At 60.2% G+C, this 21887-nt stretch carries 23 protein-coding genes; 11 read left to right on the top strand and 12 right to left on the bottom strand.

Annotated features, from left to right (window positions below; all coding sequences use genetic code 11):
* From lon to JZM60_RS03915, 11 genes are all read left to right on the top strand, one after another.
* Positions 1–2472: an endopeptidase La gene (gene lon / locus JZM60_RS03965; RefSeq protein ID WP_207164226.1), complete on the top strand. Its 2472-nt coding sequence runs from the start codon at positions 1–3 to the stop codon at positions 2470–2472.
* Positions 2469–3461 (top strand): thiamine-phosphate kinase, encoded by a 993-nt coding sequence (gene thiL, locus JZM60_RS03960; RefSeq protein ID WP_207164225.1) that lies wholly within the window; start codon positions 2469–2471, stop codon positions 3459–3461. The genes lon and thiL overlap by 4 nt, the downstream gene beginning before the upstream one ends.
* An 86-nt stretch (positions 3462–3547) precedes the next feature.
* The gene (locus JZM60_RS03955; protein ID WP_207164224.1) at positions 3548–4423 is read left to right on the top strand and encodes a CheR family methyltransferase; all 876 of its coding nucleotides are present in this window, start codon (positions 3548–3550) and stop codon (positions 4421–4423) included.
* Positions 4424–4482: 59 nt separating this feature from the next.
* Complete coding sequence (locus JZM60_RS03950; RefSeq protein WP_207164223.1) at positions 4483–4851, top strand: response regulator; 369 nt, start codon at positions 4483–4485, stop codon at positions 4849–4851.
* A 77-nt stretch (positions 4852–4928) separates the two neighbouring features.
* Positions 4929–5543 carry a chemotaxis protein CheC gene (locus JZM60_RS03945; RefSeq protein ID WP_207164222.1) on the top strand — a complete coding sequence of 205 codons (615 nt, stop codon included), beginning with the start codon at positions 4929–4931 and terminating at the stop codon, positions 5541–5543.
* On the top strand, positions 5540–6028 hold the full coding sequence (locus JZM60_RS03940; RefSeq protein WP_207164221.1) for a chemotaxis protein CheD: 489 nt from the start codon (positions 5540–5542) through the stop codon (positions 6026–6028). Before JZM60_RS03945 ends, JZM60_RS03940 begins: the two co-directional genes overlap by 4 nt.
* 18 nt (positions 6029–6046) lie before the next feature.
* Positions 6047–6862 (top strand): LolA family protein, encoded by an 816-nt coding sequence (locus JZM60_RS03935; RefSeq protein ID WP_207164220.1) that lies wholly within the window; start codon positions 6047–6049, stop codon positions 6860–6862.
* 95 nt (positions 6863–6957) lie between these two features.
* Positions 6958–7677, top strand: a complete 720-nt coding sequence (locus JZM60_RS03930; protein WP_207164219.1) for a LolA family protein — start codon at positions 6958–6960, stop codon at positions 7675–7677.
* A gap of 22 nt (positions 7678–7699) precedes the next feature.
* Positions 7700–8185 carry a YajQ family cyclic di-GMP-binding protein gene (locus JZM60_RS03925; protein ID WP_207164218.1) on the top strand — a complete coding sequence of 162 codons (486 nt, stop codon included), beginning with the start codon at positions 7700–7702 and terminating at the stop codon, positions 8183–8185.
* 33 nt (positions 8186–8218) lie between these two features.
* On the top strand, positions 8219–9556 hold the full coding sequence (gene rimO, locus JZM60_RS03920; RefSeq protein WP_207164217.1) for a 30S ribosomal protein S12 methylthiotransferase RimO: 1338 nt from the start codon (positions 8219–8221) through the stop codon (positions 9554–9556).
* Positions 9557–9643: 87 nt separating this feature from the next.
* On the top strand, positions 9644–10063 hold the full coding sequence (locus JZM60_RS03915) for a TraR/DksA family transcriptional regulator (RefSeq protein WP_207164216.1): 420 nt from the start codon (positions 9644–9646) through the stop codon (positions 10061–10063).
* 96 nt (positions 10064–10159) lie between these two features.
* Here JZM60_RS03915 and gpmI read toward each other — a convergent pair whose 3' ends face one another.
* The 12 genes from gpmI to JZM60_RS03855 all read right to left on the bottom strand — a co-directional run bounded on the left by gpmI (position 10160) and on the right by JZM60_RS03855 (position 21848).
* On the bottom strand, positions 10160–11698 hold the full coding sequence (gpmI, locus tag JZM60_RS03910; RefSeq protein ID WP_207164215.1) for a 2,3-bisphosphoglycerate-independent phosphoglycerate mutase: 1539 nt from the start codon (positions 11696–11698) through the stop codon (positions 10160–10162).
* Positions 11699–11733: 35 nt separating this feature from the next.
* A complete protein-coding gene (locus tag JZM60_RS03905; RefSeq protein ID WP_207164214.1) occupies positions 11734–12195 on the bottom strand; it encodes a 23S rRNA (pseudouridine(1915)-N(3))-methyltransferase RlmH in 462 nt (153 codons plus the stop codon).
* Positions 12192–12587, bottom strand: coding sequence for a ribosome silencing factor (rsfS, locus tag JZM60_RS03900; RefSeq protein WP_207164213.1), 396 nt, complete (start codon positions 12585–12587; stop codon positions 12192–12194). The genes JZM60_RS03905 and rsfS overlap by 4 nt, the downstream gene beginning before the upstream one ends.
* Positions 12577–13227 (bottom strand): nicotinate-nucleotide adenylyltransferase, encoded by a 651-nt coding sequence (gene nadD, locus JZM60_RS03895; RefSeq protein WP_207164212.1) that lies wholly within the window; start codon positions 13225–13227, stop codon positions 12577–12579. The genes rsfS and nadD overlap by 11 nt, the downstream gene beginning before the upstream one ends.
* A 31-nt stretch (positions 13228–13258) precedes the next feature.
* The gene (locus tag JZM60_RS03890; protein WP_207164211.1) at positions 13259–14515 is read right to left on the bottom strand and encodes a glutamate-5-semialdehyde dehydrogenase; all 1257 of its coding nucleotides are present in this window, start codon (positions 14513–14515) and stop codon (positions 13259–13261) included.
* 29 nt (positions 14516–14544) lie between these two features.
* Positions 14545–15666 (bottom strand): glutamate 5-kinase, encoded by a 1122-nt coding sequence (gene proB / locus JZM60_RS03885; protein WP_207164210.1) that lies wholly within the window; start codon positions 15664–15666, stop codon positions 14545–14547.
* Between the two features lie 10 nt (positions 15667–15676).
* Positions 15677–16693: a GTPase ObgE gene (gene obgE / locus JZM60_RS03880; protein ID WP_207164209.1), complete on the bottom strand. Its 1017-nt coding sequence runs from the start codon at positions 16691–16693 to the stop codon at positions 15677–15679.
* Between the two features lie 88 nt (positions 16694–16781).
* Positions 16782–17039: a 50S ribosomal protein L27 gene (rpmA, locus tag JZM60_RS03875; RefSeq protein WP_207164208.1), complete on the bottom strand. Its 258-nt coding sequence runs from the start codon at positions 17037–17039 to the stop codon at positions 16782–16784.
* Positions 17040–17117: 78 nt separating this feature from the next.
* Complete coding sequence (rplU, locus tag JZM60_RS03870; protein ID WP_207164207.1) at positions 17118–17426, bottom strand: 50S ribosomal protein L21; 309 nt, start codon at positions 17424–17426, stop codon at positions 17118–17120.
* A 76-nt stretch (positions 17427–17502) separates the two neighbouring features.
* Positions 17503–17805 carry a Rieske (2Fe-2S) protein gene (locus tag JZM60_RS03865; RefSeq protein WP_207164206.1) on the bottom strand — a complete coding sequence of 101 codons (303 nt, stop codon included), beginning with the start codon at positions 17803–17805 and terminating at the stop codon, positions 17503–17505.
* Between the two features lie 25 nt (positions 17806–17830).
* Positions 17831–19333 carry a ribonuclease G gene (rng, locus tag JZM60_RS03860; RefSeq protein WP_207164205.1) on the bottom strand — a complete coding sequence of 501 codons (1503 nt, stop codon included), beginning with the start codon at positions 19331–19333 and terminating at the stop codon, positions 17831–17833.
* Positions 19323–21848, bottom strand: a complete 2526-nt coding sequence (locus JZM60_RS03855) for a TIGR03960 family B12-binding radical SAM protein (RefSeq protein WP_207164204.1) — start codon at positions 21846–21848, stop codon at positions 19323–19325. The genes rng and JZM60_RS03855 overlap by 11 nt, the downstream gene beginning before the upstream one ends.
* Positions 21849–21887: the final 39 nt, after the last annotated feature.

The raw sequence follows: 21887 nt of genomic DNA, 5'->3' as shown, positions 1-21887 counted from the left end.
ATGGCAGATACTGAAAATACAGAACCACGGCAGGAAAACGAGGAACTGAAAATACCGGATGTCCTGCCGCTGTTGCCGGTGCGGGATGTGGTGGTCTACCCGTATATGATCCTCCCGCTCTTCGTGGGGCGGGAGATTTCCATCAATGCGGTGGACCAGGCCCTTTCCCAGGACCGCCTGATCTTCCTGGCGACACAGAAGGAGATGGGCGACGAAGAGCCCACTCCCGAGGGGATTTACACCGTCGGCACCGTTGCGATGATCATGCGGATGCTGAAGCTGCCCGATGGGCGGGTGAAGGTGCTCGTCCAGGGGCTCGCCAAGGGGCGAATTCTTGAGTACGTTGAGTCGAAACCTGCCTATTCGGTCAGGATCGAGCGGATTGTGGAGCCTCCCGCCCCCGATGAGACACTGGAGACGGAGGCCCTCATGAGGGCCGTCAAGGAGCAGCTGACCCAGATCGTTTCCCTTGGCAAGGCTGTGTCGCCGGAAGTTCTGGTGATCGTGGAGAATATGCAGGAACCGGGAAGCCTGGCAGATCTGATTGCCAGCAACATCGGCCTCAAGGTGGACGATGCCCAGGCGCTTCTGGAGATTATCGACCCCATTCAACGCCTGCAGAAGGTTAACGAGCACCTCAACAAAGAGCACGAACTCCTCGACATGCAGGTGAAAATCCAGTCGGCCGCCAAGGAGGAGATGGGGAAGAGCCAGCGGGAGTACTATCTCCGGGAGCAGCTCCGGGCCATCCAGCAGGAGTTGGGGGAAACCGACCCCCGCACTGAGGAGATCAGCGAGCTCCGCAAGGCAATCGAGCAGGCCAAGATGCCCCCCGCAGTGGAGAAAGAGGCCTTCAAGCAGCTGGGGCGTCTTGAGCAGATGCACCCGGATGCCGCAGAGGCGGGAATGCTCCGCACGTTCCTTGACTGGATGGTGGAACTCCCCTGGGGCAAGGCGACCAAGGACGTTCTCGATATCAAGCGGGCCCACCAGATTCTCGACGAGGATCACTTTTATCTGGAGAAGATCAAGGAGCGGATTCTGGAGTTTCTCGCCGTGCGCAAGCTCCGCAAGAGGATGAAGGGGCCGATCCTCTGCTTCGTGGGACCTCCGGGGGTCGGCAAGACCTCCCTCGGCAAGTCCATTGCCCGGGCCATGGGGCGGAAGTTCGTCCGCATTTCCCTCGGCGGGGTGCGTGACGAGGCGGAAATCCGGGGACACAGGCGCACCTACGTGGGGGCCCTCCCCGGCCGGATTATCCAGGGGCTCAAGCAGGCCGGCTCCAACAACCCCGTCTTCATGCTGGACGAACTGGACAAGCTGGGGGCCGATTTCCGGGGCGATCCCTCCTCGGCTCTGCTGGAGGTGCTGGATCCGGAGCAGAACCACATGTTCTCTGACCACTACATCAACCTTCCCTTCAATCTGTCCAACGTGATGTTCATCGCCACGGCAAACCAGATTGATACGGTACCGGGCCCCCTCCGCGACCGGATGGAGGTGATCCAGCTGTCGGGATACACCGAGGAGGAGAAGCTGGAGATTGCCAAGCGCTACCTGGTTCCCCGGCAGATGAAGGATAACGGCATCTCCGAAAAGGAGATCGTCTTCAGCGACGACGCGTTGCGCGTGATTATCTCCAAATACACCAGGGAAGCGGGGCTGCGGAACCTGGAGCGGGAAATCGGCAGCGTCTGCCGCAAGGTCGCCCGCAAGGTCGCCGAGGGAGAGACCCGGCGTTTCCGGATCACGCCGGCAACGGTGGCAAAATACCTGGGGCCGGCCCGGTTCCTTCGGGAAGTGGAGATGGAGAAGAACGAGGTGGGCACCGTTACCGGCCTTGCGTGGACGCCGGTGGGGGGAGAAGTCCTCTTTGTGGAGGCGACCATCATGAAGGGCAAGGGTGGGCTCACCCTCACCGGATACCTGGGCGACGTCATGAAGGAGTCGGTACAGGCCGCCCTATCCTACATCCGCTCCAAGGCCAAGGAATTCCACCTCGCCGAGGATTTTCTCTCCTCCCTGGACATCCATGTTCACGTGCCGGCAGGCGCCATTCCCAAGGACGGCCCCTCGGCCGGCGTCACCATGACCACGGCCCTTGTTTCGGCCCTGACGCGGGTGCCGGTCCGCAAGGACGTTGCCATGACGGGGGAGATTACCTTGCGGGGGAAAGTCCTCCCCATAGGCGGCCTCAAGGAGAAGATGCTCGCCGCAATCAGGATGGGCATCAAGACCATCGTCATCCCCGAGCAGAACATGAAGGACCTTGAGGAGGTTCCCAAGCACATCCTCAGGAAGGTAACGGTCGTTCCCGCAAAAGTGATAGACGACGTTCTTTCTGTGGCTCTGGAGACCTTTCCGCCCCCCCGCCCCGCAGGCGAGGGGAAAACGGCCGCAACGGCCAAAGCACCCCCCCGGAGGGGCCTGGCCGCCCCCCGAAAAGGAGCTCTTGCCGGGGCTAAGAGTTGAAGCTTCGGGAGATTGGAGAGTTCGGGCTCATCGGGCGGATTTCTTCCCGAGTTGTCGACGGTGCGGGGGTGCGGATCGGGATCGGTGATGATGCCGCCGCTGTGGAACCGACCCCCGGCCGGTGGCTCCTGGTCACCTCCGACATGCTCCTGGAGGGGGTCCACTTCGACCTTGCCTACACCGATCCCTACCGTCTCGGGAGAAAGTCCCTGGCGGTGAACCTCTCCGACGTGGCAGCCATGGGCGGGGAACCTCGCCACTTTCTTCTCTCCCTTGCCGTGCCGCCGGGGATAACGGTTGAGTTCATCGACCGGTTTACCGAGGGGATGCTCTCCCTTGCCGGTGAGCATGGCGTTACCCTTGTCGGCGGCGATACCTGCCGGTCGCGCAGCGGGCTGGTCATTTCCGTCACCCTCCATGGGGAGCAGGAGCCGGAGTTCGTGGTCCGCCGCAGCGGAGCCCGTCCCGGTGACCGCGTCTTCGTCACCGGCACCATTGGCGATTCGGCTCTGGGGCTCGAGTTGCTGCGGCGGGGAGAGCGGCAGGGGTGGGCCGTTGACCGACACCTGGACCCGACTCCCCGGGTCCGTGCCGGCATCCTCCTCGGCCGTGCCGGGGTTCCCTCTGCCATGATCGATGTGAGCGACGGCCTTGCCGCTGATCTGGGGCATATTCTGGAACTCTCCGGAGTCGGCGCACGGCTTGATTCCGGTCTCATTCCACGTTCACCCTGGTTCCGCGAACATGCCCATGATGTTGCTCCGGATCCTGCGTTGCTGGCGCTGACCGGCGGCGAGGATTACGAGTTGCTCTTTACCGTGCCGGCCGGGAGATGCGGGGAGGTTGCCCACATTCTTGCGGGCAGTGGCGTGGCCGCGGTGGAGATCGGGGAAATAACCGCTGGCGATAAACTTGTGGTGGTTGGGGCTGACGGCCAAGAGGCTGTTGTTTCTCAGGGGGGATACAATCATTTTTGCGATGGGCAATAATATTTGCCGGGTATTTTCTGTTGTGGCGGAAACGTTTTTTTGTCTGTAGTGTTTGATATCATGGGTACGACACAAGGCTCACGGCAATGATTTTTCACTCGCAAACCCCGTCCGTTCATGAAGAAACTCCCGTTGACTTCCCGGATGATGCCCTGGGGCAGGTCAGGGAGATTCTCAAAGCCCGCCGGAATTTCGACATCGGGAGTTATAAGGAAAAGTACCTGAAGCGGCGGATCGCCATCCGGGTGCGGGCCACCCATTCAGAAACGGCGGATGTTTATTGCGACCTCCTGGCCCGGAATGAACGGGAACTGGATATTCTTCTGGATGGACTCACCATCAACGTCAGCCAGTTCTTCCGCAATGGCACCACCTTTGAAAAGCTGAGGGGGGATATTCTCCCGGCGCTCTTCGCGAGGCTGCGGCGCGAGGGCCGGAACCGCACCACTTTCTGGAGTGCCGGTTGCGCCGGCGGGGAGGAGCCGTACTCCCTGGCGATTATCCTGAAAGATTCGTTCCCGGAGGAACTGAAAGAATTCAAGATTTCGCTCGTGGCGACCGATATAGATGAGAGGATTCTTGATGCTGCACGAACGGGGATATATGGCCCCGAGCGGCTGGCCGAAGTTGCCGGTGGGGTCAGGGAGCGTTATTTTTCGCCTGCGGGCGACCGGAGCAGGCTTGACCCGGCCGTAAAGGAGATGGTGGAATTCCGCCGCAACGACCTGTTTGATTTCCGCTCTTTCATTGAGAGTGACCTGATTCTGTGCAGAAACGTCCTCATTTACTTTGAGCGGGGAGAGCAGGTGAGGATTCTCCACGAGTTTGCATCTTCTCTGCACACCGGCGGAGTGTTGGTGCTCGGCAAAGCGGAGACCGTCGTCGGGGAAGTCCGGCAACGGTTCACCACCCTTTGTCCCATGGAACGGATTTATCAGAAGAGCCGTTTGACGGCCTATTGATATGGAAACGGCGGCGAATTTTCCGGGAATGACTCTGAAAGCCCGAATATGGAGGATACATGGCTAAAAAAAGAGTGATGATAGTTGACGATGCCCTGTTTATGCGGAACATGCTGAGAAATATCCTTGAGCAAGACGGTTACGAGATTGTGGCCGAGGCGGCTGACGGGGGGGAAGCGGTGCTGACCTACCGTGATGTCCGGCCCGACATTGTGACGCTTGACATCATTATGCCCGTCAAGAACGGTATCGAGGCGCTCCGCGAGATTATGGCCATCGACCCCAATGCCAGGGTTGTCATCTGCAGCGCCGTGGGGCAGGAATCCCTGGTCCAGAAAGCACAGAGTGTAGGTGCCAGGGATTTCATCCTGAAGCCTTTTAATCCCGAGAGGGTGAAGGAAGTCATCGGGCGAGTGAGTGCGGAGTAAGTCTACTGACGGTTCTTCTTTCCGGTAGATGGCCGGCGCCGGGGCTTGTGAAGAAATGGAATAGGGGGAAAAGCTGCATGAGATTCGATGCATTGACAGAGGAGCATCTGGATGCGCTGCGGGAGGTGAGCAATATCGGTGTGGCCCATGCTGCTACCGCTCTTTCGCAACTTATTGGCAGAGGGATATCGCTCACCGTTCCCAAGGTCCTCTTGACCGATATTTCTAAAGTGCCTGAGTTTTTCGGCGGTGCCGAGCAGATAGTCGTCGGAATTTATCTCCAGATGCTTGGTGACGCCCGGGGGAATATTCTGATCGTCCTTCCAAGGGACAGTGCCTTGAAGCTTCTCTCAAAACTATTGCCCCGGGACAAGAGCGAAGGGGCGCTCCTTACCGAGTTGGAGATGTCCGCCCTCAAAGAGGTGGGGAACATTCTCGCTTCCGCATATCTGAACGCCCTGGGCACCCTCATGGGGAAAACGCTGATTCCTTCCGTGCCGGTTCTCTCCTTCGACATGGCCGGCGCGGTCATAGATTATGCTCTCATAGAACTGGGCAAGGTGGGTGACCTGGCCCTCGTGGTTGAAACCGATTTCTTCGGTGAAGAAGAAAAAATCAACGGCCAGTTTTTCCTCCTTCCCGACCCCGAGTCTCTAAAGATAATCCTGAACGCCATCGGGGTTAAGCTTTGAGTCTTATCATAAGCGTCGGCATATCGGAGCATAAGGTCGCGCTTGCTCCCGCCGTTCTTGTGACCTACGGGCTGGGCTCCTGTGTCGGCATTGCCCTCTATGATCCTGATGCGCGTGCCGGCGGGCTAGCCCATACCCTTCTGCCGGCACCCGTGCGCGATGTGAAAGGGACCGAAAAGACGGCTAAGTTCACCTGCTGGGCTGTTGAACTCATGGTTGACGAGCTCGTCAAATGCGGTTGCGCCCCCGGACGACTTGTGGCAAAATTGGCCGGTGGCGCCACAATGTTTGAGCCCAAGTATCGCTCGGCCCATGGCGGCATCGGCGAACGCAATGTAACTACGGCCCGGGCGGCGCTGGAGCGATGCGGCATTCCGCTGGTGGCCGAAGATATTGGAGAGGACTACGGGCGGAGCCTGGAGTTCAATACGGCGACGGGGATAATTATGGTCAGGGCGCTGCAGCAGCCCATCAGGCAGCTTTAGCGCATGTGCGGAGGGGACATGAAGGGGTTCAGGCTCTTTGCGGCATTCATTGCGCTGTTTTCGATGGCTCTTCCCGCCATGGCTGCTCCGGTTGGAAGGGTGAACGTCGGTCTCCAGGATGTGATAGATACGGTGGAGAAGTCGTTCAAGACGGACAGGAATACCGGCCTTCCGCCCCTCTCCACGGTTACCGCCGACTTCTTCCAGCGCTCTACGGTCGCGGGGAAGGAGAAGGAAATGAGGGGCGAAGGCCAGATGTTCCTCAAGGCGGCCACCAGCCGTGAACCGCTCATGTTCCGTTTTGACTACTTCCGACCCTTGAAGCAGGAGATTGTTTCCAACGGCCGGACCCTCTGGACGTACCTCCCCGAGAACCGCCAGGTCATAGTTAGTGATGTGTCGCAGGTCTTCAATCCGTTCACCTTTGATCCCGACCGGGACCGGGCGTCGAATTTTCTCCAGGGTTTGTCGCGGATATCCAAGGATTTTCAGATCATTTTTTCATCCCAGAGGGAGGATGTTGCCGGCAACTATGTGCTGGAACTGAGCCCCCGCAGATCAACCGCCGGCATCTCGAAGCTTTTCATCGTCGTTCATCGTGATGCGGTCATCAACTATGTCCAGAACGGAAGGAACATCGCGAATACCTTTTCCTCAATGGCACAGCAGGAGTGGGCATTCCCCATCCTTTCAACCACCATGATCGACCACCAGGGTAGCACGACCCTCATGGAATTCAGCAACGTGCGGACCAACATCATGTTGAGCGACAGCCTGTTCACCTTTGCCGTTCCGCCGGGAGTGCAGGTGACGAAACCTCCCCGTGGCCGCTGAAGTCCGGTAATTCGCAGCTGCGTGTTGGCAGGGGCGGTATGTATCATGCCGCCCTTGCTGTTTGCGCAGGTAACAATCCGTTGAGGAGGAACCAAATGCTCCGTTTTCTTCTGCCGTGCCTTGTCGCGGCGATTATGGCCATGACGCCCGCCTTTGCCGGTGCTGCTTCCGTCGGCGAGGTAGTGACGGCGCTGGAGAAGGGATACGACTCGCTGCGTGATATGCAGGCCTCTTTCTCCCAGCGGTCTGAAATGGCTTCGGTGAAAAGAGCGCAGAGCGGCGCCGGCGAGGTCTTTATCCGCAAAGACAAGGGGGCGGCCATGTTCCGCTTCAATTACACCAAACCCCGCCAGGAAATTGTCTCCAACGGCAAGACCGTCTGGTATTACCTTCCCGAGAACCGCCAGGTGATGACCATGGACGCGGCGTCGCTTTTTGAGGGTGGCGGAGGCGTGGCCCTTTCGTACCTGACGGGCATGGGGGAGGTCTCCCGCGACTTTACGGCGCGGTTCGTGGGGAATGGGCAGGACGGCCAGGGGAACTACGTCCTTGAGCTCGTGCCGAAAAAGGGCGGGCAGGCATTCCAGAAGCTCCACCTCACTGTTTCGGGACGCGCCGTTGAGGAGTATCTGGCAAAAGGGCGGGCAACGGTGCCGTTTCCCATCGTCTCTTCGGTTGTCTTCGACCAGCTCGGCAACCGGACGACCATAGTGTTCAGCAAGGTAAAGGTAAACCGGGGGGTGAAAGCCTCGCTTTTCACCTTCAATGTCCCCAAGGGCGTTGAGGTAATACGGAACCCCATGGGGGGAAGATAACAAATTTTATAAGGAGGGACTGATGCCTTCGTTCGACATCGTTTCCAAAGTGGATATGCAGGAAGTGGACAACGCGGTCAATCAGGCCGTCAAGGAGATCGGCCAGCGCTACGACTTCAAGGGGTCGAAAAGCGAGGTAACTCTCGAAAAGGACTCGATCAAGGTCCTCGCCGATGACGACTTCCGCCTCAAGGCCATCGTCGACATTCTCCAGTCCAAGTTCGTCAAGAGGGGAATCTCCCCCAAGGCCCTCCAGTACGGAAAGGCCGAGTCCGCCTCCGGCGGCATGGTGCGGCAGATAATCAGCATCCAGCAGGGGATCTCCAAGGAGAAGGGTAAGGAGGTCGTGGCCGTCATCAAGGATACCAAGCTCAAGGTTCAGGGGCAGATCCAGGACGACCAGGTGCGGGTCACCGGCAAGAACCGGGACGACCTCCAGGATGCGATCCGGACCCTCAAGGGGAAGGATCTGGGGATCGAGTTGCAGTTCGTGAATTTCAGGGATTAGACATTATAGCGGTACAGGGAGGGAGCGGATTTAATGAAGGAAAAAGTAAGCATGGTCAGCCTCGGCTGCCCCAAGAACCTGGTGGACGCCGAGGTGATGCTCGGCTGCCTGGCGAAGGACCAGTACGAGATTACCACCGACGAACACGAGGCCGACATCATCATCGTCAATACCTGCTCCTTCATCGGTGATGCAAAGAAAGAGAGCATCGACACGATTCTCGATCTGGCCGACCGCAAGCAAGACGGCCGGTGCAAACTCCTCATCGTCACGGGCTGCCTTCCCCAGCGCTATCAGGAGGAACTGGCGGCGGAACTCCCCGAAGTGGACATCTTTATCGGGACCGCCGACTACCCGCGCATTGCCGGGATAATCGCCGAAAAGCGCGGCGTGGCGGAACAGCTCCGCTACATCAGCGACCCCAATTACATTTTCGACGAGAGCCTGCCGCGGCTGAAATCGTCGCCGGCCTACACCGCCTATCTGAAGATTGCCGAGGGGTGCTCCAACTGCTGCTCCTACTGCGTCATCCCGTCGCTGCGGGGGGCTTTGCGCTCGCGCCCGATGGACAACCTCCTCATGGAGGCCCGGACCCTCGTATCCAATGGCGCCAGGGAGATCAACCTCATTGCCCAGGATATCACCGCCTGGGGGCGCGATCTGCCGGGAAGCCCGACTCTGGAGGAGCTCATCCGCGAGCTGGCGAAGATTGCGGGGCTTCGGTGGATCAGGCTCCTCTACGCCTACCCCGACGGGATTACCGACGGCCTCATCGAGATCATCAAGAACGAGCCGAAGGTCTGCAAGTACCTTGATATACCGATCCAGCATATCAGCGATCCGATCCTGAAACGGATGAACCGCCGGAGCACTGAGCCCCAGATCCGGGAGCTCATTTCGCGGCTGAGGAGTGAAATCCCCGAAATAGCTCTACGCACTTCGATAATCGTCGGCTTTCCCGGTGAAACCGACGAAGATTTCCGCACCCTGCTCCACTATGTGGAGGAGACCCAGTTCGACCGCCTCGGCGTATTCTGCTATTCCCGGGAGGAAGGGACCCCTGCCGCCGGGATGGAAGACCAGGTGTCCGAGCGGGTCAAGCGGGACCGCTACAAAAAGCTCATGAAAGTCCAGGCCCGCCTCTCCTTCAAACGCAACCGCCGCCTCATCGATACCGAGGAGGAGGTAATCGTTGAGGGTTACAGCGACGAGACCGACCTGCTCCTCAAGGGGCGCTCGTCCCGGCAGGCTCCCGACATCGACGGGCAGGTATACATTACCGCCGGCAATGCCAACGTGGGGGATATTGTGCGGCTGCGGATCACCGATTCATCCGATTATGACCTCATCGGGGAAATTGTTGAGGAATGATGGGCCTGAAAATTGCTTGACAATCGTTGTTTTTTGAGTAACATTTCGGGACCTTTTGGCCCACCTTATAGTGATGGAGTGATGTAAATGGTTGAAAAACAAGACGAAATGAAGGCTCTTCTCCTGAAGTCGAAGAGTGAAATTCTTGCAGGGATAAACAAAGTGCTGAAGTCGGGGTCCGAGTCGGCCACCAGCGAGCCCACCGGTGACATCTATGACCAGGCTTCCAGCGAGCGCGATCGCGAACTCGGGCTGCTTCTCAACGATCGCGAGCGGGACAAGCTGCGTCAGATCGATGAGGCGCTGCTACGGATAGAGGACGGCGAATACGGAATTTGCGAAGAGTGCGAGGAGGAAATTCCGCTGGGACGTCTCAAGGTGATGCCCTTTGCCCGCTTCTGCGTCCGGTGCCAATCGGACATGGAGAAGCTCCAGGCGCAGACCCGTCGCGTCGAAGAGGAGCGTGAATACCGCGAAATCACCTTCGGCGAGGAAGAAGAAGGGTAAGCGGGACGGTTGAAGCCGCTGGAGGAAATTTAAAAAGGCGCCACTGAAGTGTGGCGCCTTTTTTTTGTCAGAAATTATAGCGGTGTCAAAAAAATGTCAGTATTTGACGATGAGGCTTTTTCCGGTCATCTCCGCCGGTTGGGAAATGCCAAGAATCTCCAGCATCGTCGGGGCGATGTCGGCCAGGGTGCCGGCCCTGAGCTTTGCCCCTTTCCGGTTGTCGTCCACCAGTATCAGGGGAACAGGTCCGTTCGTGTGGGCCGTGTGCGGTCCACCGGTCTCGTCAGTCATCATCTCGGCGTTGCCGTGGTCGGCGGTTATGATGACGGCGCCCCCCTTCTCCCGCACTTTCGCCACGATTCTCCCCACGCAGGTATCCACCGCCTCCATGGCCTTCCTGGCTGCTTCCAGGATGCCGGTGTGCCCCACCATGTCGGCGTTGGCGAAATTGACGATGACGACATCGTAGGCGTCGCTCTCCAGCCGATTCAGTAGTTCGTCGGTAACGAGATAGGCGCTCATCTCCGGCTTCAGGTCGTAGGTGGCCACCTCCTTGGGGGAGGGGATGAGGCAGCGCTCTTCGAGGGGGAAAGGCTCCTCGATGCCGCCGTTGAAAAAGAAGGTGACATGGGCGTATTTCTCGGTCTCGGCAATCCGCAGCTGCCGGAGTCCCGCGCGGCCCAGGACGTCGCCGAGGATGTTCTTCAGCTCTTCGGGGCCGAAGGCGATGGGGAGGCCGAAGGTGGCGTCATACTCGGTCATGCAGACGTAGGAAGCCAGGCTGGGCCGGTTCTCGCGCCCGAAGCCCGGGCAGTCGGCGAGGGCCAGCGCCCGGGTAATCTCCCTTGCCCGGTCGGAGCGGAAGTTGAAGAAGATAAAACCGTCGCCGTCCCGAAGCTGTCCACGCGGTGCTCCGTCCTGCATGATTACGGCCGGTTCCACGAATTCGTCGGTCACGTCGGCCGCGTAACTCGCCTCGATGGCGTCGGCCGAGCTGCTTCTTCCGGTTCCTTCGCCGCGAACAATGGCGTTGTAGGCACGCTCCACCCGCTCCCAGCGGTTGTCCCGGTCCATGGCCCAGTACCGTCCCATGACCGTGGCAACGGAACCAACGCCGATGCGGGAGATTTCCGCTTCAAGCTGCGCCAGGTAGTCGATGCCGCTTTTCGGGGGAGTGTCCCGGCCGTCGAGGATGGCATGAACGAAGACGTCTCTGATTCCCTCGCGCTTCGCCAGTTCCAGCAGGGCGTAGAGGTGGGTGTTGTGGGAGTGGACGCCGCCGTCGGAGAGGAGTCCCGACAGGTGGAGCCGTCCCCCGGCGGCCCTGGTCTTTGCCATGCAATCCAGAAGGACCGGGTTGGTGAAAAAGTCGCCGTCCTGAATCGCCTTGGTTATGCGGGTGAGGTCCTGGTAGACAACCCGCCCCGCTCCGATGTTCAGGTGCCCCACCTCGGAGTTCCCCATCTGGCCGTCGGGCAGCCCGACTGCCATGCCGGATGTCAGCATTTCAGCATTGGGATAGGTGGCGAGGAGGGTGTCCAGGTTCGGGGTCCGGGCCTGGGTTACGGCGTTGTTCTCGGCGTTGGGGTTGATCCCCCAGCCGTCGAGGATCATGAGCATGAGCGGTCGGGTCATGGTTCCTCCGGAATAAGTAATGAAACGAATGAAGTTCAGTGGTGATAGGGCTCGCCGTTGATGATGGTGTGGGCACGGTATATCTGCTCGAGAAGGAATACCCGCACCATCTGGTGGGTGAAGGTGAGCTGCGAAAGGCCCAGTACCTTGTCTGCCCGGGCCCGGAAGCTGTCGGCAAAGCCGTAGGCGCCGCCGATGGCGAAGACCATCTCGGGAACGGCGCTGTCACGGCTTTTTTCGATAAACGTGGCCAGTTGGGGGGATGTCAGCTGGTCGCCCCGTTCATCCAGCAGAACGAGCCGGGCATTTTTCGGCACCAGTTTCTCCAGCCGCTCGCATTCCCTGGCCCGCATGGCTTCGGCAGCGGCTCCCTTCTCCTCCCTTGCCTCGGCGATCTCCAGGGGGGTGTAGCGCCTGATCCGGCCGGCGTACTCGTCGATGCCCCGCCGGAGCCACTCCTCCTGGGTTTTGCCGACCCAGAGGACCTTCAGCTTCATTCAGGGGTTCCTTCTGTTCCTTCCCAGAGGTAGGCAGTGGGGATTTCAACCCGGTCAGCCGCGGCCCAGAGCCCGTCCAGGTCGTAGTAACGGCGGATCTCCTCCTGAAAGACGTGAACCAGAACATCACCGTAGTCGACGACGATCCAGTTTCCTTCCTTCAGCCCCTCCACATCGAGCGCCTTGCCGTATTTCTTGAGTCCCTTTTTCACCGAATCGGCAATGGCCTGTGCCTGCTTGTCGGAGCGGCCCGAAGCGAGCACGAGGTAGTCGGCAATGGATGACAGCCGGCCGATCTCCATGATCTTCACGTCGAGGGCTTTCTTGTCCAGGGCAAGGCGGGCGCATTCAAGGGCCCGTTCGCGGGGGGTGAGGGTAGGTTTATCGGTCATGGGTGTAAATCCTTTGTTCAGTAATATAGTGTGCTACGGGGTCAGGCACCAGATATCTTACGGAGCGCCCCTGTCGGGCGAGGTTCCGTATCGCGCTCGATGAGATGTCCAGGGGGGTGCCTGCCAGGTGGTAGACCGAGTATCCCGAGCGGTGGGAAAGGCGTTTTCCGGCGGCATGATAGCAGAACTGGGGGGCTACCGCAACGGGGAGGGCCGCTGCCGGATCGCGAATGAGAGCCCCTGGCCTGTCGACCGCCACGATGTTGCATGTGGAAAAAATGGCTTCGTATTCATGCCATGATCCGAAGTCCATGAACGAATCGCTGCCGATGATGAAGAAAAACTCGTCGCCGGGACGCTCGCGCCGCAGTTCGCGCAGGGTGTCGATGGAGTAGGATTTTCCCGGCCGCCGCCCTTCGATGTCCGAGACGGCAAACGAGGGGTTGTCCCGGGTGGCGAGGCGGACCATCTCGCAGCGGACGGCGAAGGGAAGCTCTCCAGCCATCGGCTTGTGGGGGGGGGAGGCAGCGGGGATGAAGATGACCTGGTCCAGGGCGAACTTGTCCCGCACCTCCTCTGCGATGCGAAGATGGGCATAGTGGATCGGGTTGAAGGTGCCGCCAAGAATTCCCGTTTTCATCTTTTTCCCGTTTCCGGTTCCCGGTTGCCGGTCACTGACGTATCTGTCCGTCGCCGTAGACGATGAACTTGGTGGTGGTCAGATCCTCCAGCCCCATGGGGCCGAACGAGTGGAGCTTGGTGGTGGAGATGCCGATCTCCGCGCCGAGGCCCAGTTGGTTGCCGTCGGCGAAACGGGTGGACGCATTCACGAGCACCGTGCTGGAATTAACTTCCCGGATGAAGCGCTGGGAATTGTGGTAGTCCCCCGTGACAATCGCTTCCGTGTGGAGCGACCCATAGGCGTTTATATGGTTTATGGCATCGTCCAGGTCGTCAACCACCCGTACGGCCAGGATCAACTCCAGGTACTCCGCCTGCCAGTCCTCCTCCGTTGCCGGTGTTGCCTGGGGGGCGAATTCCCGCACGCAGTCGTCGCCCCGCAGTTCCACCTTGAGGTCGGTCAGGGTTTGGGCAATGCGGGGGATGAAGGTTTCGGCCACGTCCTTGTGAATAAGGAGCGTCTCAAGGGAGTTGCAGACGCCGGGGCGCTGGACCTTGGCGTTCACCACGATCCGTTCCGCCATGTCGAAATCCGCCGAGGAATCCACGAAGATGTGGCAAACCCCTTTGTAGTGCTTTATCACCGGAATCTTCGAATGTTCCACCACGAAGCGGATAAGGCTTTCTCCGCCCCTGGGGATGATGAGATCGATGAACTCCTCCTGCTTGAGCATCTCCAGGACCCCTTCGCGCTCCGGGAAGGGGATGACCGACAGAGCTGCTTGCGGTATGCCGGCCCGCTCCATCTCGCGTCCCAGAATGCGGGCTATGGCGAGGTTCGAGTGTATCGCCTCGGAACCGCCGCGCAGAATTACGCTGTTGCCCGCCTTGAGGCAGAGGGCGGCGGCATCGGCAGTCACGTTGGGGCGCGCCTCGTAGATGATGCCGATGACCCCCAGCGGAATTCGCATCTTCCCCACCATGAGGTTGTTGGGGCGCTTCCACATCCGGGTCACTTCACCCACCGGGTCGGGAAGGTTCGCCACTTCCCGCAGGCCGTCGGCCATGGCCTTGATGCGCGTTTCATCCAGCATCAGGCGGTCAAGCATGGCGCTTGAGAGCCCCTTTTTCTCCCCAGCTTCCAGGTCCTTGCGGTTTTCATCGATCAGTTGGGGCGTATCGTTGATGAGGGCCATGGCCATGGCCATGAGAAGGTCGTTCTTGGCCGTGGTGGGAAGCTTTGCCATGGCGATGGCGGCCTGACGGGCGTCGGCGGCGATGGTGCGGATCTGGGCAACAATGGTCACGGAAGGTACCTCCTTGCGCGTAGTCGGCATTACAAAAGAACCAGGTTGTCCCGGTGGATGATTTCGTCCCCGTATTTGTAGCCGAGGATAGCTTCGATTTCGCTGCTGCGGCGGCCGAGAATCCTCTCGATTTCGGCGTGGGAGTAGTCCGCGATTCCCCGGGCGATTTCGGCCCCGTCGGTGCCGCAGACCCGGATGCAGGCGCCACGGTCGAATTCCCCCTCTACCCGGACCACCCCCGAAGGGAGGAGGCTCTTCCCTTTCCGGGACAGGACCGTGCGGGCTCCGTCGTCCACGATGACCCGTCCGTTGGGGCGCAGGGTGTGGGCGATCCAGTGCTTGCGGCGGTTTAGGCTCTCGCGCGCGGGGAGGAAGAGGGTTCCCACTTCCCGGCCGGTGAAGGCCTCGGTCAGGATTCCCGGTATCATGCCGTTGAGCATGAGGGTCGGGACTCCGAACTGCCCGGCTTTTTTGGCCGCAGCCAGCTTTGTGGCCATGCCGCCGGTGCCGACGGCGGAGCCGCTTCCCCCCGCAGCCCGCTCCACGTCGCGGGTGATGCTCTTCACCAGGGGGATCAGCTTCGCCCCGGCGTTTGCCCGGGGGTCGGAATCAAAGAAGCCGTCAATATCGGTGAGGATGATGAGTAGGTGGGCTTCGGCAAGGTTGGTGACCAGGGCCGAGAGGTTGTCGTTGTCGCCGAACTTGATTTCATCCACCACGACGGTGTCGTTTTCGTTGATTATCGGGATAACGCCGAAGCCGAGAAGGGTGTCGATGGTTGCCCGGGCGTTCAGGAACCGCCGGCGGTTGGAGAGATCGTCCCTGGTGAGAAGAATCTGGGCCACCTTGTGGCCGAACCGGCCGAAGTCTTCTTCATAGGCCCGCATGAGGTGCGACTGGCCGATGGCCGCAGCCGCCTGTTTCTGGGGGATGCTCTTGGGGCGCCCCTCGATGCCGAGCTCTTTTCGGCCCGCCGCCACGGCCCCTGACGACACGATGATGACCTCGCGCCCCTGCCGCCTCAGGGTTGCCGTCTCGGCGGCGAGGCGGGAGATCAGGGCGTGGTCGAGCCCATTCTCGTCGCCGGTGAGGACCCGGCTGCCGATCTTGATGACGATCCGTTTGACTTTTTTGAGTATGGAAGTGCGCATCGGTACCAGTTTACCATTCTTCCTCAGCTGTTCCCCATAGATGCCGGGCAATCTCATCCAGAAGGGGCGGAATCCCCTCGCCGGTGGCGGCCGAGATGGGGAATACCTTGATCCCCCGCTCCTGGAACCAGGCGAGTACCGGCGGAAGGTTCTCTCGGACCACCGGCAGGTCGATCTTGTTGATGACGGCAATCTGCTCCTTGCCGGCCAGCTCCGGGCTGAAGAGGGCCAGTTCCCGGTTGAGGGTCTCGTATTCCCGGATCGGGTCCCGGTCGGGAATCCAGGAGAGATCGATGAGGTGCAGGAGGATGTTGGTCCTCTCCACATGCTTCAGGAAACGGTGCCCCAGGCCCAGTCCCTCCGATGCCCCCTCGATGATGCCGGGGATGTCCGCCACCACGAAGGAGCGGTAGTTCTTGTAGGGAACTACTCCCAGGTTGGGCTTGATGGTCGTGAAGGGATAGTCGGCGATCTTGGGGCGGGCCGCGGAAACCTTGGTGATGAACGATGATTTCCCCACGTTGGGGAACCCGAGCAGCCCCACATCGGCCATGAGCTTCAGCTCCAGCCGCAGCCACCGCTCCTCTTCATCCTCTCCCGGTTGGGCGAATTTGGGCGCCCGGTTGGTGGAGGTGGTGAAGCGGGCGTTCCCCTGCCCACCGCGCCCCCCCTTGAGGAGAACGGCGGTCTGCCCCGGCTCGGTCAGGTCGATGAGGATTTCTCCCGTTTCCGCGTCTTTGATGATTGTTCCCGGCGGGACGGGGATGGTGAGGTCTTCGCCGTTGGCGCCATGGCGGTCCTTCCCCATGCCGTTCTTACCCTTTCCGGCTTTCAGGTGGGGACGGTAGCGGAGATCCATGAGGGTGGAAAGGTTTGAATCGACCGTGAATATCACGTCGCCCCCCTTGCCGCCGTCGCCGCCGTCGGGACCGCCGAAGGGAATGAATTTTTCCCGGCGGAACGAGACGCATCCTGCGCCGCCGTGTCCCGACTGGACGTGGATTTTTACTTCATCGATGAACTGCATAGGGTATCTTTCAATCCTGTTTCAGAAAACAACAAGAGCCCGGAACTCGAAAGTCCCAGGCTCTTGGGTTCTTGCGACCCGCCAACTGTTAGTTTGCGGGGTAGACGGAAACTTTCTTCCGGTCGCGGCCCAACCGCTCGAACTTCACCACGCCGTCGATGAGGGCGAAAAGGGTGTAGTCCTTGCCACAGCCGACGTTGGTGCCGGGGTGGATCTGGGTGCCGCGCTGGCGGTAGATGATGTTCCCTGCCTTGACGTTCTCGCCGCCGTACTTCTTGCAGCCGAGTCGTTTTGATTCGGAATCGCGCCCGTTCCGTGTGGAGCCGACGCCTTTCTTGTGTGCCATGGTGCTAAACCTCCTGACGGCATGCCGTATCGGTAGTCAGGACTGCCGGGCCGTCGCTGCAAAATGCTGTGGTTCTGATTACCCGTTGATCTTTTCGATCTTGAGTACGGTTCTCGGTTGACGGTGCCCGCGCAGTTTCCTGCTGTTTTTGCGCCGCTTGGACTTGAATACGAGTACTTTCTTGTCCTTGCCCTGTTCGACGATCTTGCCGACTACAGAAGCGCTGGGCACTAACGGTGTTCCGATTTTGACCGTTTCGCCGCCAACCATCAGGATGTCATTGAGTTCTACGGTATCGCCTACCGCACCCTCAAGCTTTTCGACTTTCAAGAAGTCGCCTTCGGAAACTTTGTACTGCTTCCCTCCGGTTCTCACTACCGCGTACATGTACTTCACCACCTTTACATATTTTTTTGAAGAGCATGGAAGATTATCCGGAAGAGTGCAACAAGTCAAGGATTTTTTATTCCAGCCCAACCATTACGTCATCTCCGGCCACCTCCACCGGGTATATCTTAAGGGTGCACTCCGGGAACTCCTTGCAGTCGCCGGTCCTCAGATTGAAGCGGTAGCCGTGGCGCTGGCAGGATATGTGCCCTTCCTCCTTGAGCAGCGCTCCGGAGAGGGGGGCTCCCTGGTGGGGGCACTCTGTTTCGCAGGCGTAGATGTTTCCCTTGGTCTTGACGAGTAGTATCTCCTGACCGTTGACGGTGACGACCTTTTTCCCCCAGTCGGGGATCTCGGAAACCTTTGCGGCGAATACCATGTGTTCCTCCTTGAGAAAGATGATATCAGCTGATGGCGATCTCGAACTGCTCCTGGTGAAAGCCCGGCTTGGCCCGTACGGTTACCCGCTTCTTGAACTTCTTCTCCAGTTCCTCCAGCCCCCGGCGTTCTTCGTCGTAGAGGAGGTCGGCCACCTGGGGGTGGACGGTGAGGGTCGCCTTGGTGCCCCGGATGTCCAGCATCTCCCGGCGCAGTTCCCGGAAGATCTCGTGGCAGACGGTGGTCTTGGACTTAACGTAGCCGCGTCCCTCGCAGTAGGGGCACGGCTCGCACATCATCCGGCCGATTGATTCGCGCACCCGCTTGCGGGTCATCTCCACGAGCCCCAACTCCGAGATTTTCAGGATGTTGGTCTTGGATTTGTCGGCCTTCATGGCCTCTTCCAGGGCAGTGAAGACCTTCTCCCGGTTCACCTCCTTCTCCATGTCGATGAAGTCGATGATGATAATCCCGCCGATGTTGCGCAGTCTGAGTTGGTAGGCGATTTCCTTCACCGCCTCCAGGTTGGTCTTGAGGATCGTGTCCTCAAGGTTGTGCTTGCCCACGAAACGGCCGGTGTTCACGTCGATGGCGGTCAGGGCCTCGGTCTGCTCGATGATGATGTAGCCGCCGGACTTGAGCCAGACCTTGCGCCCCAGGGCACGGCTGATTTCCACTTCCAGGCCGAAGTGGTCGAAGATGGGCTCTTCGTCGTCGTAGGGCTCCATGGAGTACTTCATCTTCGGCATGAAGGTGGAGATGAACTGGATGATCTTGTCGTGCTCGATCTTGGAGTCAACCACGATGCGCGATACATCCTCTGTCAGTATATCCCGGATTACCTTCTGGGTAACGTCCAGGTCGGCGTGGATGAGGGAGGGGGCATGCCCCTTCTCGTTGCGCTTCACCACCTCGTCCCAGAGCTTGGTCAGGTAATTCATGTCGGCGATGAGGTCTTCTTCGCTCTTTCCCTCGGCTGCGGTCCGGACGATGAACCCCCCATTCTGGGGCTTCATCCGCTCGACTATCTCCTTGAGCCGTTCCCGTTCGGGCTCTTCCTCAATGCGGCGGGATATTCCCACGTGGTCCACGGTGGGCATGTAGACCAGATGCCGCCCCGGCAGGGAGATGTGGGATGTGATCCGCGCCCCCTTGGTGCCGATGGGTTCCTTGGACACCTGTACCAGGATTTCCTGTCCCTCCTGAAGAAGTTCTTCAATGGGGTGGAGAGGCTGGAGCACCTGTTCATCGCCGTCCACATCCGCGCCGTTTCGTTCCATGAAAGAGTCGAACTCCTCCATGGCGTCGAAGACGTCCGCCACGTAGAGGAATGCCGCCTTTTCCAGGCCGATGTCCACGAAGGCGGCCTGCATGCCGGGGAGAACCCTGACGACTTTTCCCTTGTAGATGTTGCCGACGATGCCCTTTTCGCGGCTTCGCTCAATGTAGAGTTCGGCGATGGTGCCGTTTTCGATGAGAGCGATGCGGGTTTCGTGGGAGGATGTGTTGATTACCAGTTCATTGGCCATTGCATGTACCTTGTATGGATGAAATCAAAGAGTCTTTGAAGATGACGGCGAGCTTCTCGATGCGGGCATCAGCCAGCTCTTCGGAGGTGAGCCCCGTGATGGCGGCAGCGTATTCGAGGGGTTTCCCCCTGCCGATGGTAAGCTCCAGCGTCGAGCCGGAGACGGTGAGTTCCGCCAGTTCCCGGCGCAGGTCGTATTCCTGGACCCGCCCCTTCTTTTCCCTGCGGAGCGGGACGCTGTCCCGGCACAGGAACTCCTCGGCCTTTCCCGCGAGCCCATGGACTATCTCTTCGGGCAGAATGACCCGGTAGCGGACTTTGTCCATGAGCACCGAGAGGGATGGGGTGCCCGGCGCAATGACGACGGTTTCGAGGATACGCATCCCTTCGGGAAGGGCTGCGTTGAGGCGGGCCTGTACCTCTTCCGGTGCGAGGCCGGGGACCAGCTCCAGGTCGAGATATTCAGCCCACGATTCTACACCGACCGAAAGGGCCGTGGCAAACGAGAATTTGGGGTGGGGATGGAACCCCTGGGAGAAGCGGATGGGGAGCCGGGCCCTTCCCACGGCCCTGGTGAACAGGCCGATCATTTCCAGGTGGCTCAGGTAACGCATGGCGCCGGTTTTGGTGTAGCGGAGCCGCATGATCACTTTCTCTCCGGTATCGGCGGGATGCACAGTGGCAGTCGTGCTCTCTTTCCGCCATGCCGGATCGGTCGTCCGCATGGCGATCCGGTCGAAGTCGCAGATGCCGCAGCCGGTGCAGATGCCCGAACGGCAGTCGCCGGTGGGCTCTCCGGCCCAGGCCTTTTCCAGTTCGCTGCGCAGGAAGGTCTTGGTTACGCCGAAATCCAGGTGCTCCCAGGGAAGAATTTCGTCGCGCCCCCGGCGGCGGTGGTAGAAGGCGGGGTCGATGCCGCAGGCGGCGAAGGCCTCGTGCCATGCGGCGCTGTTCAGCCGGTCGCCCCACCCGTCGAAGCGGCATCCCAACTCCCATGCCTTTGCCAGCACCGCGCCCAGGCGCCGGTCTCCCCGGGCGAAGACCCCTTCCATGAAGGAGAGGGGAGCGTCATGCCACTTGAGGCCCATTTTGCGCTTCTTGAGTTCGTCCCGGAGAAACCGCTGCTTGGCCACCGTCTCTTCGGTGGTAATCTGGGGCTCCCACTGGAAGGGGGTGTGGGGCTTGGGGACGAAGGTGGAGACCGAGACGTTCACCTCGCCGCCGCCGGCCCGTCTCCCTTCCATCTTCACCTTGCGGGCCAGGTCGGCGATGCCGAGGAGGTCGTCTTCTGTTTCGCCGGGGAGGCCGATCATGAAGTAGAGCTTGATGACCCGCCAGCCGTTGGAGAAGGCTTCGAAGGCGTTGCGAAGGAGATCCTCCTCGGAGATTCCCTTGTTGATGATGTTTCGCAGCCGCTCGCTCCCCGCCTCGGGGGCCAGGGTGAAGCCGGTCTTGCGAACCTTGCGGATTTCCTCCACCAGTTCCTGGCTGAGGCTGCCGACCCGCAGCGACGGCAGCGCCACGGCGATCCTCTCGTGGGCGTAGCGGAGCATCAACTCCCGCAATAGCGGCGTGAGGCAGCCGTAGTCGCCGGTGGAAAGCGAGAGGAGCGACACTTCGTCGTAGCCGGTGTTCCGCAGGGTCTCCTCCACGAGGCGCAGGATCGTCTCCGGGGAACGCTCCCGCACCGGCCGGTAGAGGTAGCCCGCCTGGCAGAAGCGGCATCCCCTGGTGCACCCCCGGCCGATCTCGATGCTTACCCGGTCGTGGATCGTCTTGAGAAAGGGGACCACCGGAGCGGTGGGGTAGGGGGCCGTGTCGAGGTTGGCAAGGAACCGTCGCCGCACCCGGTCGTAGCCGGACCGCAGAGGGGTGATGGCGCCTATGGTGCCGTCTTCGTTGCAGCTGGGCTCGAAGAAAGAGGGGACGTAGACCCCCTCGATGGCGGCGAGGCGCTCCAGAAGCCACTGCTTTGATTCGCCCCGTTCCTTCCGCTCCCGGCAGGCCGCGGCGATCTCCACGATCGCCTCCTCGCCGTCCCCCAGGAGGACGGCGTCCAGGAAGTCGGCCAGGGGTTCGGGGTTGCAGGCGCAGGGGCCTCCTGCGGTGATGAGGGGAAATTCCTCGCCCCGGTCCTTGGCCCGGAAGGGGATGCCGGCCAGGTCGAGCATGGTGAGGATGTTGGTATAGGAAAGCTCGTACTGGAGGGTAAACCCGATGATGTCGGCCCTGGCCAGGGGAGTCTGGCTCTCAAGGGTGGCGAGTGGTTCACCGAGGCTCCGCAGCTGGGCCTCCCGGTCGGGCCAGGGGGTGTAGACCCGTTCCGCTGCTATGCCTTCTTCCCGGTTCAGGATGTCGTAGAGGATCTGGAGCCCCAGGTGGCTCATTCCCACTTCGTAGACATCGGGGAAGGCGAGGACAAAGCGCAATTCGGCCTCTTTTTTCGGGCTGGAGCCGATTTCATCCCCTGTGTATCGAACGGGTTTTTCAACGGCAAGAAGGCTGTTGTGTGACACCGGTGTATCTCCATATAAGATCTGGCAGATTGATTGTAT

Origin of the sequence: Geobacter benzoatilyticus (genome assembly GCF_017338855.1) — a bacterium.
Taxonomy (GTDB): domain Bacteria; phylum Desulfobacterota; class Desulfuromonadia; order Geobacterales; family Geobacteraceae; genus Geobacter; species Geobacter benzoatilyticus.
Note: the sequence above shows the minus strand (reverse complement) of the source record. Positions and strands in the feature narration are given on the sequence as shown.